At 65.4% G+C, this 16,688-nt stretch carries 14 protein-coding genes; 9 read left to right on the top strand and 5 right to left on the bottom strand.

What is annotated here, in order from left to right:
- The first annotated feature begins 255 nt into the window (after nucleotides 1-255).
- Nucleotides 256-570 carry a hypothetical protein gene (locus tag M2432_RS14100; protein WP_280827433.1) on the top strand — a complete coding sequence of 105 codons (315 nt, stop codon included), beginning with the start codon at nucleotides 256-258 and terminating at the stop codon, nucleotides 568-570.
- Here the strand turns inward: M2432_RS14100 and M2432_RS14095 are convergent.
- On the bottom strand, nucleotides 567-1,304 hold the full coding sequence (locus tag M2432_RS14095; protein WP_280827432.1) for an SDR family NAD(P)-dependent oxidoreductase: 738 nt from the start codon (nucleotides 1,302-1,304) through the stop codon (nucleotides 567-569). The two genes, M2432_RS14100 and M2432_RS14095, sit on opposite strands and share 4 nt — an antisense overlap.
- A 93-nt stretch (nucleotides 1,305-1,397) precedes the next feature.
- Nucleotides 1,398-2,165, bottom strand: a complete 768-nt coding sequence (locus M2432_RS14090; RefSeq protein ID WP_280827431.1) for a GntR family transcriptional regulator — start codon at nucleotides 2,163-2,165, stop codon at nucleotides 1,398-1,400.
- 48 nt (nucleotides 2,166-2,213) lie between these two features.
- Between M2432_RS14090 and M2432_RS14085 the strand changes: the two genes are divergently transcribed.
- The 6 genes from M2432_RS14085 (at nucleotide 2,214) to M2432_RS14060 (ending at nucleotide 10,660) form a co-directional block, all read left to right on the top strand.
- Entirely contained in the window at nucleotides 2,214-3,395 is a 1,182-nt protein-coding gene (locus tag M2432_RS14085) for an acyl-CoA dehydrogenase family protein (protein ID WP_280827430.1), read from the top strand.
- Between the two features lie 10 nt (nucleotides 3,396-3,405).
- Nucleotides 3,406-4,314, top strand: coding sequence for an acyl-CoA dehydrogenase family protein (locus M2432_RS14080; protein ID WP_280827429.1), 909 nt, complete (start codon nucleotides 3,406-3,408; stop codon nucleotides 4,312-4,314).
- Entirely contained in the window at nucleotides 4,311-5,471 is a 1,161-nt protein-coding gene (locus M2432_RS14075; RefSeq protein ID WP_280827428.1) for an acyl-CoA dehydrogenase family protein, read from the top strand. The genes M2432_RS14080 and M2432_RS14075 overlap by 4 nt, the downstream gene beginning before the upstream one ends.
- The gene (locus tag M2432_RS14070) at nucleotides 5,468-6,394 is read left to right on the top strand and encodes an acyl-CoA dehydrogenase family protein (RefSeq protein WP_280827427.1); all 927 of its coding nucleotides are present in this window, start codon (nucleotides 5,468-5,470) and stop codon (nucleotides 6,392-6,394) included. The genes M2432_RS14075 and M2432_RS14070 overlap by 4 nt, the downstream gene beginning before the upstream one ends.
- 68 nt (nucleotides 6,395-6,462) lie before the next feature.
- Nucleotides 6,463-8,232, top strand: coding sequence for a penicillin-binding transpeptidase domain-containing protein (locus M2432_RS14065; RefSeq protein WP_280827426.1), 1,770 nt, complete (start codon nucleotides 6,463-6,465; stop codon nucleotides 8,230-8,232).
- Nucleotides 8,233-8,296: 64 nt separating this feature from the next.
- Entirely contained in the window at nucleotides 8,297-10,660 is a 2,364-nt protein-coding gene (locus tag M2432_RS14060) for a lysylphosphatidylglycerol synthase transmembrane domain-containing protein (RefSeq protein WP_280827425.1), read from the top strand.
- A 188-nt stretch (nucleotides 10,661-10,848) separates the two neighbouring features.
- On the opposite strand, the gene M2432_RS14055 is transcribed toward M2432_RS14060, so the two are convergent.
- Both M2432_RS14055 and M2432_RS14050 read right to left on the bottom strand, forming a co-directional pair.
- Nucleotides 10,849-11,469 carry a DUF305 domain-containing protein gene (locus M2432_RS14055; protein WP_280827424.1) on the bottom strand — a complete coding sequence of 207 codons (621 nt, stop codon included), beginning with the start codon at nucleotides 11,467-11,469 and terminating at the stop codon, nucleotides 10,849-10,851.
- A gap of 49 nt (nucleotides 11,470-11,518) precedes the next feature.
- Entirely contained in the window at nucleotides 11,519-11,914 is a 396-nt protein-coding gene (locus M2432_RS14050) for a DUF6153 family protein (RefSeq protein ID WP_280827423.1), read from the bottom strand.
- A 188-nt stretch (nucleotides 11,915-12,102) separates the two neighbouring features.
- Between M2432_RS14050 and M2432_RS14045 the strand changes: the two genes are divergently transcribed.
- A complete protein-coding gene (locus M2432_RS14045) occupies nucleotides 12,103-13,734 on the top strand; it encodes an AMP-binding protein (RefSeq protein ID WP_280827422.1) in 1,632 nt (543 codons plus the stop codon).
- A 10-nt stretch (nucleotides 13,735-13,744) separates the two neighbouring features.
- Here M2432_RS14045 and M2432_RS14040 read toward each other — a convergent pair whose 3' ends face one another.
- A complete protein-coding gene (locus tag M2432_RS14040; protein ID WP_280827421.1) occupies nucleotides 13,745-14,710 on the bottom strand; it encodes a mechanosensitive ion channel family protein in 966 nt (321 codons plus the stop codon).
- Between the two features lie 122 nt (nucleotides 14,711-14,832).
- On the opposite strand from M2432_RS14040, the gene M2432_RS14035 reads away from it, so the two are divergent.
- The gene (locus M2432_RS14035; protein ID WP_280827420.1) at nucleotides 14,833-16,452 is read left to right on the top strand and encodes a peptide chain release factor 3; all 1,620 of its coding nucleotides are present in this window, start codon (nucleotides 14,833-14,835) and stop codon (nucleotides 16,450-16,452) included.
- Nucleotides 16,453-16,688: the final 236 nt, after the last annotated feature.

Below are 16,688 nucleotides of genomic sequence, written 5' to 3'. Positions count from 1 at the left end.
TCCAGCCTGGACCGCCACTACCTGCCTCCCCGCGCCACTGCAGTCACACCCGTACCTGCGCACGACAACAGTTCGTTCTGCCCGCCTCTGTGCGACAAATCCGGTTTGCGCCTTCGCATTACATGCACACCCGCCGTTTGTCGCATAGAGGCGGGCAATTCGGCGCATGGTGCGAAACAGGAACGCATGTGGCCAGTGTGACTGAAGAGCCGAGGCTGCCCGAAAACGTCGGACCCCAGTGCAATCGTTGGTCGCATGCCAAGCGAACCACTGCTTCTCGAGCGAACGAACCTGCGCTACGTCCTGACGATGACGCTGTCCGTCCACGGTACGATGACCGTCAAAGAAATGGCCGCCGTGCTCATGGAACAAGGCTTCACCACCGCGGGCCGGCCGTCGAAATGCATCTCAGACGCGCTGCGTACCGAACGCAAGATGGGCCGGGTTTGGCGCCGGGGCCGCGGCCAATACGGCCCCGGCAGAATGCCGCGCAGTACCGAATACCGTATCCACAAACGCTGGATCGAACTGCGAGCCAGCGCCCGCGAGCGTCAGTCCTCAGCGGCTTAGGCGTGCCGCGAGGTCACCCCGCCATCGACGACGATCTGGGTGCCGGTGATGAACGACGCCTTCGGTGACATCAGGAAGGCCACAGTCGCACCGATCTCGTCGGGCTGGCCCAGTCGGCCCAGGGGTGCGGCCGAGACGAAGGCCGTCTTGACCTCTTCGACTGACAACGCCTCGGCCAGCATCGGCGTCTCGATGAAACCCGGGCACACCGCGTTGACCCGAATTCCCATGGGCCCCAACTGACCTGCCATCGATCGGGTCAGGCCCAGCAGACCGGCCTTGGACGCGCAGTACGCCGGGATGAACGGGTTGCCGACCAAACCCTCGATGCTCGAAATGCCGACGATCGACGGGGCGGCACCGCCGGCCAACGCCTTCTCGAAGTGGGGCAGCAGCATTTGGGACAGCAGCGCCTGCGCGCGCAGGTTGACGTCGACGACGGCATCCCACGACTCCGCGGTGAAAGCGCCGACTGGCTCTGTGGCGACGCGCCCTGCGGCGTGCACCAAGCCATCAATTCCATCCAGAGCGCTCGCGGCCGCTGCGACACCGGCGGCCATGGAGTCGGTGTCGCTGCAATCGACCACCACGCCGTGCGCGCCGATCGATTCGGCCACGGACACGACCTGCGGCGAGATGTCGAACAACGAGACGCGACGGCCGTCCTCGATCAGCGCCTTGGCTGACGCAAGACCGATGCCCGACGCGCCACCGGTAACCACCACACCACTCACGAAAGACCTCCGGTCGTTGGGAACGTGCGCGCATTGAACCGTGGTATCGGCGCGCGCGATAGCGAATATCCCACTAACAGGGATGGTTTGTCGCTACCTTGCCCGCCGGGCCGGCGCCGCACTCACCACGTCGTCGGTGAACCGCTCGAGCAACAAAGATTGGGTAGCGGCCAGGTGCCGACGGGCGATGCGCTCGGCATCATCGGCCCGCCCCGCCTCGATGTCCGCGACCAATCTCCGATGGGTCCGCACCGCGCCGCGGGCCTCGGTGGTCGACGGGTACTCCCCTCGCTTGGTCAACGCCGCGGCCCACTGCTGTTCCTGCGCCGACCAGAGCGCTACCAGCGAGCGCACCACGTGCCGGATGGTCTCGTTGGGTGTGAAAGCGACCACCAGATCATGGAATTCGCGGGATATCCGGGTGAATTCGACCCCGTCATTGACGGCGAGCGCACTGGCGTCGACATTGGCGGTCAACGCAGGCACCACCGCGGTCAACCGGTCAGCGCGACGCGCCACCTCGCCCACGCACAACGGCTCCAAGCGCTGCAGCGCCGACGCCAGATCGCCCAGCGTCACGCCCTCACCCTGCAGCACCAGGCCCAGGTGGTAGGCCGCCGAAGCGCCGTCCGGGCGGTGGACTTCGGCTCCACCGACACTGCCACGCCGGACAGTGATCAGCCCTTCCGTCTCCAGGATGCGCAACGCTTCGCGGACGGACGGAAAGCTCACCCCGAACTCGGTGACCAGCTGGTCCTGGGTGGGCAGATGGTCATGCGCCCGGCCGGCGAGTATGCGCTCACGCAGGTCAGCGGCGATGGTTTCGGCGATGCGCTGCTGCGGTGTGCGTCCTCGCGCCATGAAAATCAATACTAGCAATCCTTATAAGGATTGACATACGATCCGAGCGTGGACTTCGAGATGGGCCCCCAGGCCACCGCCCTGCGCGCGGAACTGCGCGGTCTGGTGAAACAGCATGTGCCAAAGGACTTTCTGGGCGCATTCACCGATGACCCGAATGACTTGGAAACAGCACAAGGATTCTGCCGACTGCTTGCCGAACAGGGCCTGCTCTGCATGTCGTGGCCGGAAGAGTACGGCGGCCGCGGCTCATCGCCGTGGGAGCAGACGGTGGTGCGCGAGGAGATGTGGGCCCACCACGAGCCACGTGGCGCGCAGTACATGGGTGTCAACTGGGTCGGGCCGACGCTGATGCGCCATGGCACGCCGGAACAGCAGGCCAAGCATCTGCCGCCGATCGCCCGGGGCGAGGTGATCTGGTGCCAGGGTTTCAGTGAGCCCGAGGCCGGCTCGGACCTGGCGTCGCTGCGCACCACCGCAACTCGCGACGGTGAGGGCTGGCGGATCAACGGTCAGAAGATCTGGACGTCGTACGCCACCATGGCGCAATGGATCTTCTTGCTTGCTCGCACCACCAAAACCGGTGAGCCGCTGTATGCCAACCCGGACAAGACCGCGACCAAGAAGCAGCAGGGGCTGACCATCTTCTTGGTGCCCATGTCCGATCCGGCGATCACGGTACGGCCCATCCGCTGCATGATGGGCCCGCACCACCTGAACGAAGTGTTCTTTGATGACTTGCGGGTCACCGAGGCTGATGTGCTGGGCACCGTCGACGACGGCTGGTCCATCGTTGGTGACGTGCTGTCATTCGAGCGGGTCGGCATCGCCCGGTATGCACGCTGCGACCGGCTGCTGCGTCTAGCACCAACTGTTTTAGGCGACCGGTGGGCTGAGGTGCCCGATGAGCTGAAGGGCCGCTGGACGCGGATGCTCACCCATTGTCGCCGCGCGCAGTTAATGGCATATCGCATTGTGGCGCTGCAGAGTTCGGGCACCGTGTCACCGAAGGACTCCGCCGGCTATCGGATCGCGGTGACCAAGCTGGACCAGGACAGTGCCGAGGTGTTGATGGAGATCGCGGCATACCTGGACACTTCCGAAGAGGCCGAACTGTTCCGCGCCGAGGTCGAGGACCACTGGCGTTACTCGCAGGCGTCCACGGTGTCGTCGGGAAGCATCGAGATGCAGCGGATTCTGTTGTCCCGCACCATGTTGGCAGCGAAATGAACGGCCTGAAATGAACATCGAACTGAGCGAAGAAGCCGTCGAGTACGGCCACCAGGCCTCGCGGGCTTTCGAAGCCGCGGGCGGCGATGAGCTGGTCCACAAAGCACAGGTCGCTCCGGACACCCGGGCCGCACTGATCACCCCGATCCTCGATGAACTCGGCGCCATGGACCTAGAACCCCGTGCCGACACCGATCAACTCGAGGCAGCGGCCGCCCTGTGCCGCAGCGCCGGCTACTGGGCACTTCCCTACCCCGTTGCCGAACGCCTTTCCCGGCCAACCGATCTGGATGCTGACGGTCTGGTCGTCATCGCGCAGCGCCCACAGGCCGCCATCGGTGGACTGAAAGAGCATTGGGCGGCAGTCGATCTGGATGGTCAGCGCAGCATCGCAACTGCCGGCCCCGCCGGGGCCGCGTTTGTTGCCGACCTCGATCTGGAATCGGTCGATCAGAACGGCACCAAAGACTTGCCGCTGGCCCTGGCTCTGCCGGTGTGGACGCTGCTGGGCATGCTCGACCGGGCGCTGGATCTGGCCATCGCACACGTGAGCATCCGCAAGCAGTTCGGGCAGACCCTGTCGGGCTTCCAGAGCGTTCAGTTCCAGCTGACTGACGGCGAGGTCGAACGCAGCGGCCTGGAAATGCTTGCCCGCCATACCCTCTGGAGCATCGGCGTGGATCGGGCCGACGCCCTGGATGACGCCCTGGCATTGCGGATGGCCGCCCTGGAAGCCGCCGAAGTGGTGTTCCGGGTGACCCACCAACTGCATGGCGCGTCCGGCTTCTGCGACGAGACCACCTTGTCGTGGCTGTCCCGGTACAGCCAGCCGCTACGCCGACTGCCACTGGGACTGTCGGCGACCCGCGATGTGTTGACCCGCCGGATCGGCAGCACCGGACTGGCCGCGCTGTCGTGACCCAGCCGATCGAGGACTTCCGCCACCACGTCCGCCAGTGGTGTCAGCAGAATATTCCGGCGAACTGGCGACGGGAGCAAACCGGCGTCAGCGAAGCCGAATTCGCGAAGTTCCAGAAGGATTGGTTCCAGCAGCTGCACGCGGCCGGTTTCGCCGTTCCGCACTGGCCTGCCGAATGGGGCGGCGGCATGTCGGTGGATCAGCAGGTGGTGCTGTACCAGGAGTTGGCCGCCCATGACGCGCCACGACTTGTGTTGCAGTTCGTCTCGATTCACCATGCCGCGGCAACTCTGCTCGCCGCGGGCACCGAGGAACAGCGTCAACGGCACCTGCCGGCGATTCTCGACGGCGAGATCTGGGTGCAGGGTTTTTCCGAGCCGGAAGCCGGGTCGGATCTGGCATCGCTGCGTACCACTGCTCGCCGAGACGGCGACCACTTCGTGGTCAACGGCCAAAAGCTGTGGGCCAGTGGCGGATTGCACGCCGACTGGTGCCTGCTGCTGGCGCGCACCGACCCGGATGCGCCGAAGCGCAAAGGTATCTCCTACTTTCTGATGGATATGCGCTCGCCGGGTGTCGATGTCCGGCCGATCCGCAACGCCGTCGGCGACTCGCACTTCTGCGAAATCTTCTTGAACGACGTCGTGATACCCGAAGCCAATCTGGTCGGCCCGGAGAACGCCGGTTGGCAGGTGGCGCAGGAGACGCTGGGCACCGAACGGGGCATGACCATGCTGGAACTGTCCGAGCGGCTGGGCAACGCGGGGTTCCGGTGGCTGGTCGAAGAATGCCGCCGCACCGATGCCATGGACAGCAGGGTCCGGGACCGCTTGGCGCAGTTCGAGATCGAGATCACCGGGCTGCGCGGGCTGTGCCGCGACATGGTCTCCGGCACGACGCACAGCCCTGTCGACGCCTCGATCATCAAGTTGTTCTACAGCGAACTGCTGCAACGGATGACCGACTTCGGCGCCGAGATCGCCGGCCTGGACGCACACACCGTGCTGGCCAAGCCGATGTCCAGCGGCTGGGAATCCGGCGCGTGGATGTTGGATTTCATCGGATCCTGGGAGTGGACCATTCCGGGCGGTGCCAGCGAGATTCAGCGGACCATCATCGCCGAGCGCGGCCTCGGACTGCCCAGGGAGCCAGCGTGACCGAACTGCAGGAATTCCACGACGAACTCCGCACGGTCGCTCGCGAACTGCTTGCCACCCAACCCGATTGGCAGCAGATCGTCGACGCCGGCTGGACCGGACTGGAGGTCCCCGAGGACCAGGGCGGTGCTGGGGCGTCATTCGCCGAGACCGCGATCCTGCTCGAAGAGATGGGCCGGGCTGCGGCACACCAGCCGTTCCTCGGTACCGTCCTGGCTGTCGGGGCTGTGACCGATCCCGTTGTGCTGCAGCGAATCGCCCAGGGTGCGACGGCCGCAGTGGCCACCGGGTTCACCGCAGCAGACGGAAAGGTCTCGGGACGCGCCGAATTCGTCCCTGATGCCGCGGCCGAGATTCTGCTACTGGCCACCGACGATGCAGTGGTCACCGCGCAGGTGACCGTGACTCAGCAGCCGGTGCTGGATGAGTCGCGATCGCTGGGCGTCGTCGAGGCCGACGATGCGACCATCACGCAATCCTGGCCACTTGCTGGGTCCCTCCAACAGCGGGCCGAAGTCGCCATCGCGTGCGACAGCCTGGGCATCGCCGAGGCCATGCTCGCCAAGACCGTGGACTATGCGAAAATCCGCAACCAGTTCGGCCGGGCCATCGGCTCGTTCCAGGCGGTCAAGCATGCGTGCGCCGACATGCAGGTCAAGATTTCGGTTGCTCGGCAGTTGGTTTCGGCAGCTGTGGATGCCATCGCCGCCGGCCGGGATGCCGAAGCGCCTGCACACATGGCCAAGTCGTACGCCACCGAGATGGCTGTCGAGGTAGTCGGCAAGGCTATGCAGCTGCACGGAGGAATCGGCTACACCTGGGAAAGCGACGTGCACCGCTACCTCAAACGGGCGGCGCTGAACCGCTCGCTGTACGGCTCCCCTGCCGCCCACCGACAGCAGTTGGCGCAGCGCTTCGGGTAGTGCCGCCGACTCGGCCAACCAGGGCAATCCCACGCACTCCCAGTGGGACATGGTTGGCTCAGAAGGTCATGACGAAACGAATTGCCCTGCTGCTGACGTTCGCACTGCTGGTCAGCGGCTGTTCGCTGCTGAGCAGCCCCAAGCCACAGGACGCCTTCAGCGCGTTCGCCGATGCGCTGCACCGAAAAGATGCCGCTGCTGCGGCGGCGCACACCACCGACGCCGCCGCGGCCGGCCCAGCGCTCTCGGCGATGTTCGACGGGATGGGCAAGGACACCACTCTCGACGTCAAGGCGGCCCCCTCCACCGGTGACAACTCCTCGACTGCCAAGCTGTCCTACACCTGGACGTTCGGCCCGGGTCGCCAATTCAGTTACGACACCACGGCACTCGCCACCAAGGTCGGCGAGGACTGGAAGGTCCGCTGGGCCCCGGCGGTGTTGCATCCCAAGCTGCGTCCTGGCGTCACCTTCGAATTCAGCCTGAACAAGGCGCTTTTGACGCCGGTTGTCGACCGCAACGGCCAGCCTCTGCTGGACTGGCAGACCGTCGGCGTCGTCACGCTGAGCCGAGACCACCTCGATTCGGCCGGCGCGCTTGCGCCGGTGTTGCAGCGGTTCGACGCCAGCATCACACCCGACTCGATCAGCAACCAGTTCAACGGCAATCAGGACGACCGCGAGACCGTCGTCAAGCTGCGCGAACCCGACCTGGCCCAGGTGTCCGACCAGCTGAACCAGATCGCCGGCGTCACCGTCACCAAAGAGGGCGCATTGCTGACCGCCGACCCGAATCTGCACTCGCCCGCCATCTCCGGACTGCCGGATATCTGGCAGAAGGCTATCGATACCACCGCGGGCTGGTCGGTTGATCTGGTCGACGATCGGGGCCGGCCCACCGACGAACTGACCTCGACCCGTGCTGGCGAAACCACGCCGATCCGGACCACGCTCGACCCCAAGCTGCAACTGGCGGCCCAGCAAGCCGTTTCGACCGATCCCCGCCCGACGGTTTTGGTGGCCATCGCGCCCAGCACCGGAGCCATTCTGGCTGCAGCCCAGAACGACGCGGCCAATGCACAGGGACCCGTCTCGTTCACCGGCCTGTACCCACCGGGGTCGACGTTCAAGACCATCACCACCGCCGCAGCACTGCAAGCCGGGCTCGCGACGCCCGACACCCCCGAACCATGCCCGGGCACCGTGACCATCGAAGACCGGACCATCCCGAACGAGGATCAGTTCGATCTGGGCACTGTGCCACTGGCACAAGCGTTTTCGCATTCCTGCAACACCACTATGGCGACGCTTGCCGATCAGCTGCCGGCCGACGCGTTGCCGAACATGGCTCGCACCTTCGGAATTGGCGTCGACTACGTCGTCCCCGGCATCACCACGGTGACAGGGAAAGTACCCAACGCCGATACCCCAGCGCAGCGCGTCGAGAACGGCATCGGGCAGGGCACGGTCACGGTCAGCCCGTTCGGTCTGGCGGTGGCCGAGGCCAGCCTGGCGCACGGCTCCACCGTCACGCCGACCCTGCTGCCCGATCAGAAGAGCATTGCCAGCGCGCCTGCCGCCCCCATCCCCGGACCGGTTGCCGACGCGTTGCGGGGAATGATGCGCGCGACCGTCACCGACGGCACCGCGGCGGCGCTCAAGGACATCGACGGATTGGGCGGCAAGACCGGGACGGCCGAGTTCGGCGACAACACCCATGCGCACGGTTGGTTTGCCGGGATCCTCGGCGACATCGCGTTCGCCACGCTGGTCGTCGGTGGTGATACATCGGCGCCGGCGCTGGCTGTGACCGGGAGTTTCCTGCATGCCTCCGCCTGACGCGATGGTCGCGACGCGGCGTGCCAATTTCGCCAACTGGCGAGGTACTTGGGATTCTGGACCGATGCGGGTTGACGGACGCGAGATCGCGGTCTCAGGCAGCCTGCTGCAACCGATCACTCGACGCACCAACGACATCCTGCGGTTGGTGGCCGCCGCAGCGTTCCTGGTCATCGTCGTCGCCAGTTCGCTGATCACCCGTAATGACTGGATCGCGCTGGAGATGTCGATCTCGCGCGTGGTCGGCGTGCTGTCACCGACCACGTCGAACCTGGTCTACCTCGCCTATGCAGTGGCCATCCTGGCGTTGCCGTTCGTCATCCTGTTGAGCCTGCTGGTGTCGCGGCAATGGAAACTGCTGGGGCCCTACGCGGCCGCGGGCCTGATCGCGGTGCTGGCCCTGTCCATCACGGCCAACGGGCTAGCCGCACCACGTTGGCATTTCGACCTGTCCGACCGGCTCAACACCGTGTTCTCCCAGCTGCTGGACGACCCGCGCTGGATCGCGTTCCTGGCGGCGGTGCTCACGGTGTCCGGGCCCTGGCAGCCGGCCCGGCTACGGCGCTGGTGGTGGACGCTGCTGCTGGCATTCGTGCCGATCCACCTGGTGGTCAGCGCCATCGTGCCGGCCCGAACACTGCTGGGGTTGGGCGTCGGCTGGTTCGTCGGCGCGCTGGTGGTGCTGGTCAGTGGCAGCCCCGCGCTGGAAGTGCCGCTGCCCGGTGCGGTGCAGGCACTGCAGCGCCGCAATTTCGTGGTGTCGGCGCTGACGGTGGTCAGTCCTGCTGGTGCCGGGCCGCTGGTACTCAGCGCCGATTCTGCGGATGGCACTCGCACGGTCGTCGAGCTGTACGGGCCCAACCAGCGGATGGGCGGCGCGGTCAGCCAGTTGTGGCGCAAGCTCACCCTGCGCAATGACGAGACAGCTCCCCTGCAGACCTCGATGCGCCGAGCCGTCGAGCACCGGGCTCTGATGGCGATCGCGGTCGGTGATCTGGACCTGGCGAACACGCGCACGGTCGCGTTGTCGGCACTGGATCGTGGCTGGACCCTGTACGCCCACACCCCTGCGCGCGGGATCCCTTTGACCAATGAAACACCGGTCGAAGCTGTGTGGCGCGCGCTCGGGGTCCTGCACGAACATCAGGTTTCGCATGGTGATTTGCGGGCGTCGCAGATCACCGTGGACGACTCAGTGGTGAAGTTCGGCGGGATGGGTAGTGCCGAGTACGGCGCCTCGGACGTCCAGCTGCAATCCGACGTAGCGCAGTTGTTGGTGACGACGACGGCGTTGTACGGCGCCGAGCCGGCAGTGACGTCCGCCATCGCGCAGTTCGATCAGGACACCGTGCTGACGGCGTCGCGGCGATTGACCAAAGGCGCCATGCCGCAACGGCTGCGCGAGTCGATTCCCGATTCTGGATCGGTGATCTCGGCGGCCCGCGATGAGGTCAAGCATCAGACCGGCGCCGACCGCATCCAGACCGAGACCATCACCCGGTTCACCCGCAACCAGGTGATCCAGCTGGTGTTGCTGGTGGCCCTGGTCTACGTGGCGTACCCGTTCATCAGCACGGTGCCGACCTTCTTCTCCGAACTGCGGACCGCCAACTGGTGGTGGGCGTTGCTAGGGCTGACGGTGTCGGCGCTGACGTATGTCGGTGCAGCCGCGGCGCTTTGGGCCAGCGCGTCCGAGTCGGTGAACTTCAGGAACTTGACCATCATGCAGGTGGCCAACACATTTGCGGCGACTACTACCCCGGCCGGCGTCGGCGGCCTGGCATTGAGCACCCGGTTCCTGCAGAAGGCCGGGTTGGGCGCGTTGCGCGCCACCGCCGCGGTGGCGCTGCAGCAGACCGTCCAGGTGCTCACCCACGTGGCGTTGTTGATCTTCTTCAGCGCGGCGGCCGGAGCGTCGACCAACCTGTCGCATTTCGTGCCGTCATCCACGACGCTGTATCTAATCGCGGGCGCGGCCCTGGGCGTGATCGGCACAGTCATGCTGGTGCCCCGGGCCCGGCATTGGCTGGGTACCGCGGTGCGGCCACGACTCACCGAGGTCTGGGCCGACCTTATCGAACTGGCCCGCGAACCCCAGCGGCTTGCCCTGATCGTGTTGGGCTGTGGCGCAACCACTCTCGGCGCGGCGCTGGCATTGTGGGCGAGTATCGAGGCATTCGGTGGGTCGACATCGTTTGTCACCGTCTGTGTGGTGACGATGATCGGTGGCACGCTGGCGTCAGCGGCGCCGACGCCCGGCGGTGTCGGCGCGGTTGAAGCGGCGCTGATCGGTGGTCTGGCCGCATTCGGCTTGCCTGCGGCCATCGCGGTGCCGTCGGTGCTGCTGTATCGCGTGCTGACATGCTGGCTGCCGGTGTTCATCGGCTGGCCGGTGATGCGTTGGCTGACCAGCAAGGACATGATCTAGCGCTTTACAGACCACACTGGCCACTCCCGCACCGGCGGACCGGACGCAAATGAAACTGCCCGGCTCTGTGCGACAAAACCGTTGGCATACAACGAATATCCTCGTTGTCGCAGAGAGCCGGGCAGAACGATGTGTAGCCGAGCTGCGGGACGCCGCTACAACTGCGCGCCCCGCAACGTGGGCCGCGCCTACATCCCGGCGAGCATGCCCTTCATCTTGTCGATCTCACCCTGCTGGGCCGTGACGATCGCCTGCGCCATCTTCTTGACGTCCGGGTTGGTGCCGTTCTTCAGCTCGTCATCGGACATGGTGATCGCGCCCTGATGGTGGTCGATCATCATCTGCAGCCACATCTTGTCGAATGCCGGACCGGAAAGCCCTTGCAGGTCGGTCATCTGCTGCGGCGTCATCATGCCGGACATCGAGTGGTCCATGGTGGCCGACGGCGCAGGCTTGCCGAAGCTGGCCAGCAACACCGTCATCTGCTGCATCTCGGGAGCCTGCGCGCCCTCGATAGCGCTGGCCAGGTCCTTGACCTGCTGATTCTGCGAACGGGTCGGGACCAGCTTGGCCATGTCGACGGCCTGGGCGTGATGCGGATACATCATCTGCAGGAACATCACGTCGGCATCGTTGAAGTTGGCGGCCGGCGCGATGCTGGTGCCGGGCATGTTGTGATCCGACATACCCGGCATGGCAGACGGGGACGAGGTGGCGGGCATCGTCGAGTCCTGCTGGTTCGGCGGGCTACACGCGGCCAATCCAACGGCGGCAGTGGCAGCAAGGGCGATGGAAGCGGTCTTGAACATGGTTGAACTCCTAGCTAATTGGATGGGTGGATGACGCGGGCGCGGCCCATCAGATTCGCAGTAGAGCCAGTTCAGCCAGCGTCAACACCGTCCAAGGCGGCGCTCTTTGCCTGCGGCGCAACGATTGTCGGATGCGGGTCAGTACCCGCGCGTCCACACTGACACCAACCCAGTACAGCAGCGCCAGCCCGGCAATGGTCAGCAGTGCCGTCATGATGAAGACGCAGGCGTGAAAACCATTGTGGCCGTTGCAATCGCAGGCATCGGCAGAGTTCGCGACGGGTAAGCCGGCGTGCGCCGGCTCCATCGCGGCCGAATAGTGCGTGACCGGCGCTGCGTGCGCCATCGAATGAGCGGGCGCGACGATCAGCGCGTGCATCCCGATGATGCCCGCGATCAAAACGAGCATGCCCACGAAACCCAGGCGGGTGCGGTGGGTGGCCATGGATCTCCCGTTCGGTTTGCGGTCGCGGTGCACCCATAGTACCCCGAGGGGGTATAGGGCCCAGGTTGGCTGCGGTGCACCGCAAAATAGTCCGCCCGGAGACCTGTATCACACCACCCAGGGAACAGTGGCCACTGTCATATTAGCTGGATGCGGGTTGTACTTAGCACTACTACTATTGTTTTCGCATGGGTCGGGAAACCTTCAAAAGCGGTGCCGTAGGTTCGGCGGAATCGATCGAAAACTACGTCCGGCCGGACGGCACGATCGTCATCCCAGACGGCATCACCTTGACGTCATTCCTCGAGCGCAACCGCGCGGCGATGGGCGACAAGCCGTCGTACAGATTCATCGATTACTCGCACAACTCCGACGGCGAGGTCATCGAACTCAGCTGGAACGGGCTGTGGGCTCAGGTCAACGCCGTTGCCGCTCGTCTGCAGCAGGTCACCGCGCCCCGCGACCGGGTGGCTATTCTCGCCCCGCAGGGAGTCGACTATGTCGCCGCGTTCTTCGCCGCAGTACATGCCGGAAATATCGCGGTGCCGCTGTTCGCACCGGCGCTGGCCGGCCACTCTGAACGTTTGGCCGCGGTGCTCTCCGACGCCAAGCCGACGGTGGTGCTGACCACCACTGCCGCTGCCGAGTCGGTGCGCAACTTCACCAAGACGCTGCCGGCGGCCGAGCGCCCCCGAGTGATCGCCGTCGACGCTGTTCCGGACACCCTGGCACAGATGTATGTGAGCCCCGCGATCGGCACCGACGACATCGCCTACCTGCAATACACATCCGGTTCGTTTGTTCGCCGGCCGTACCGCTGGATAAAGAACTTGGCCGAGGAGTCTGCGACCGGTCCCACCATGGCTGCCGCGCCGAACTTCGCATTCGAACTGTGTGCGCAGCGTGGACTTCCGCCGCAAGGCGAGACCATCGATCTGAGCAATGTGGTGACGCTGCTCAACGGCTCTGAGCCGGTGACGCTGCCGTCCATCGCGAAGTTCATGGCGGCGTTCACGCCCTACGGTCTGCCGGAAACGGTGGTGAAGCCGTCATATGGAATGGCCGAGGCGACGCTGTCAGTGGCCAGCATCGGTCCCAACGAGAAGCCTTGCGCCACATACCTGGACCGCGAGCAGTTGGCGGCGGGCCATGCGGTCGTCGTGGATGCTTCTGCCGAAGGCGCGGTCGCACATGTGTCGTGTGGTCGGGCGATTCCGGATCAGTGGGTCGTCATCGCCACACCTGATGGCGATGAGGCCGCCGACGGCACGGTCGGTGAAATCTGGTTGCACGGCAACAACATTGGACGCGGGTACTTCGGTCGGCCAGAAGAATCGGAGCGAGTGTTCGGCAACAAGTTGCAGACTCGTCTGGACATGCGAAGCCATGCCGAGGGCGTCGAGGACAACGGATTGTGGCTGGCCACCGGCGATCTCGGGGTGTACGTCAACGGTGAGTTGTTCGTGACGGGCCGAATCAAAGACATGGTCATCGTCGACGGGCGTAATCACTACCCGCAGGACGTCGAAGCAACGGTGAGTCTTGCGTCGCCGGCGGTGCGGTCGGGTTATGTGACGGCGTTCGCGGTGCCCGGCTCGTCGGGCGAGCAATTGGTTGTGGTGGCCGAGCGCGCTGCCGGTTCGGGTCGCGCCGAGCCGGAGCCGATCGCCGAGGCCATCCGCGCCGCGGTGTCGCGTTACCACCAGGTCCGCGTGGCCGACGTTCGACTGGTGGCGGCCGGCCGCATCCCCCGGACGACGTCGGGCAAGCTGGCCCGCAGTGCGGCCCGGTCCGAGTACCTGGCCGGGCAGTTCGACTAGCGGCTGCCCGTTACTCGGACTCGGTTATCCGACCGCCCACAACAGCGTGGATCCGACCCTGCGGGTACGGCAGATCAATACCGTGCTCGTCGTAGGCCAGCAGAATCTCGCGCCGAAGCCTGCGCTGCACCGCCCACTGTGCGTTCGGCCGCGTCTTCAAGGTGATCCGCAGTTTCAGCAGATCAGCCGACAACTCCTGCACACCAAGCATTTCCGGCTCACCCAGCACCTTGGGGCCGACCGCCGGATCGGCAATGACGGCCTGAGCGGCCTGGATCGCCACCTTCTCAGCACGATCAATGTCAGCGGTCAATGCAACCGGAACCTCAACGCGCGCAACGGCGTAGTCCTGGCTCATGCTCCCGACGCGCTTGATCTCACCGTTGCGGACGTACCACAGAGTCCCGTCGATGTCGCGGACCGTGGTGATCCGCAGGCCGACGCCCTGCACTTCGCCGGACACGTCGCCGAGGTCGACGTTGTCGCCGACGCCGTACTGGTCCTCCAGGAGCATGAATATGCCGCTGACGAAATCGCGCACCAGATTCTGTGCGCCGAAACCGATCGCCAGACCCACCACACCGGCCGACGCGATGAACGGCGCGATGTTGACTCCCAGCACACTCAGAATGGCGAGCACCACCCAGACCAACAGCGCGATCGACACCGTTGATTTGAGGACCGATCCGATGGTCTGGGCGCGCTGCTGGCGTCGCTCGGCGGCCTTCCTGCCATTCGCTGACGACGGCGCACGCTCCCGCAGGTAGCGCAACACAGGCGGCTTCTTGGTTTGTGCCTGGCCGTCCCCGCTACCGGCCTTGCGTGTCTTCCCTGTGGTGGCCCGATCAAGTGCGCGGTGCAGCAAAAATCGTGCGATTAGCGCGACGGCGACGTACCCGACGATCCGGGCTGGGACCTCGATAAGCCAGTGCCGATTGGTATCCGTCCATTCGAAAGCCAAGTGGTACGCATCCATGGGTATGACCCTACGGGTACGTAAATTGTGATGTGGATCGCGCGAACGGGCTGCGGCTAGGGCAAACGCCAGCACCGGCGATTACGGTTTTGCCTCGTCGGCCCAATACCATGCCTAGAGACATGACCGAGACTGCCACTGAATCCGCCTCGCGTACCGGCCCACCTGGCCGGATCGCCACCGAAGCTGCCCGCCGCCGCACCTTTGCCGTCATCAGCCACCCTGACGCCGGTAAATCCACGCTGACCGAGGCGCTGGCGCTGCACGCCCGGGTGATCACCGAGGCCGGCGCCATCCACGGCAAGGCGGGCCGGCGTTCGACGGTGTCGGACTGGATGGAGATGGAGAAGGCCCGCGGCATCTCGATCACCTCGACCGCGCTGCAGTTCCCCTACCGCGACTGCGTCATCAATCTGCTGGATACGCCCGGCCACGCCGACTTCTCCGAAGACACCTATCGGGTGTTGACCGCCGTCGATGCCGCGGTGATGCTGATCGATGCTGCGAAAGGCCTTGAGCCGCAGACGCTGAAGCTGTTCCAGGTGTGTAAGCACCGCGGCATCCCGATCATCACGGTGATCAACAAGTGGGACCGGCCGGGTCGTCATGCCCTGGAGTTGATGGACGAGATCCAGACCCGAATCGGCCTGCGGCCCACACCATTAACGTGGCCGGTCGGCATCGCCGGTGACTTCAAGGGCGTGATGGACCGCCGCAAGGGCCACTACATCCGGTTCACCCGCACCGCCGGCGGCGCCACTGCGGCGCCCGAAGAACACATTCTTGCTGAAGATGCTCACGATGCAGCAGGCACCGACTGGGACACCGCGGTCGAGGAATCCGATCTCCTGTCGATGGACGGATCGGACTACGACCGCGACACCTTCCTGTCCGGCGAGTCCTCGCCGGTGCTGTTCACCTCGGCGGCGCTGAACTTCGGCGTGAACCAGCTGCTCGACGTGCTGGTCGACCTGGCACCCTCGCCCGGCGCGATCGTCGACGTCGCCCGTGAGCCGCGTCCGGTGGATTCGCCGTTCAGCGCGTTCGTGTTCAAGGTGCAGGCCGGGATGGACACCTCGCACCGCGACCGCATCGCGTACGCGCGGGTGTGCTCGGGAACGTTCGAACGCGGTGATGTGCTGACCCACGCTGGGACCGGCAAGCCGTTCGTGACCAAGTACGCGCAGTCGGTGTTCGGGCAGCAGCGCTCGACGCTGGACGATGCGTGGCCCGGTGACGTGATCGGCCTGGCCAACGCGGCCGCGCTGCGCCCCGGCGACACGCTGTATCGCGATGTGCCCGTGGAGTTTCCGCCGATCCCGAGCTTCTCCCCCGAGTACTTCTCAGTGGTCCGCGGCAAGGATCCGAGCAAGCACAAGCAGTTCCGCAAGGGCATCGAGCAGCTCGACCAAGAGGGCGTCGTGCAGGTGCTGCGCTCGGACAAGCGCGGTGAGCAGGCGCCGGTGTTCGCTGCCGTCGGGCCTATGCAGTTCGAAGTGGCCTCGCACCGGATGGAGACCGAGATCGGGGCGGCCATCATGCTGGAGTCGTTGCCGTATCAGGTGGCGCGGATCGTCGAACCCGAAGACGCCGAGTTCATGAGCAAGCAAGTGTCCTGCGAGGTGCTGACCCGCACCGACGGCGTCATGCTGGTGCTGTTCTCGACACCCTGGCGACTTGAGGGCTTCCAGCGGGACAACCCGGACGTCAAGCTTCGGTCATTGGTGGCGGCTGAGGGGTAGTCCAAGGCGGGGTTCCTAGCCATGTGCGAGTTGCGGGCGCAGTCACACCAGCCACTTGCGTTTCCGGCCCGGGATGACACCGTTCTGCCCGCGTCTGTGCGACAAATCGTGCTTGCGCCTTCGCATTACGCGCATATCCACCTTTTGTCGCACAGACGCGGGCACATCGGCCATCACTCGCGCCGGCAACTACTGTGGCCACTGTGACTCACAGGCCCGACACGGGACGACGCGGT

The sequence above is a fragment of the Mycobacterium sp. OTB74 genome (assembly GCF_029892685.1).
Lineage (GTDB): Bacteria > Actinomycetota > Actinomycetes > Mycobacteriales > Mycobacteriaceae > Mycobacterium.
Note: the sequence above shows the minus strand (reverse complement) of the source record. Positions and strands in the feature narration are given on the sequence as shown.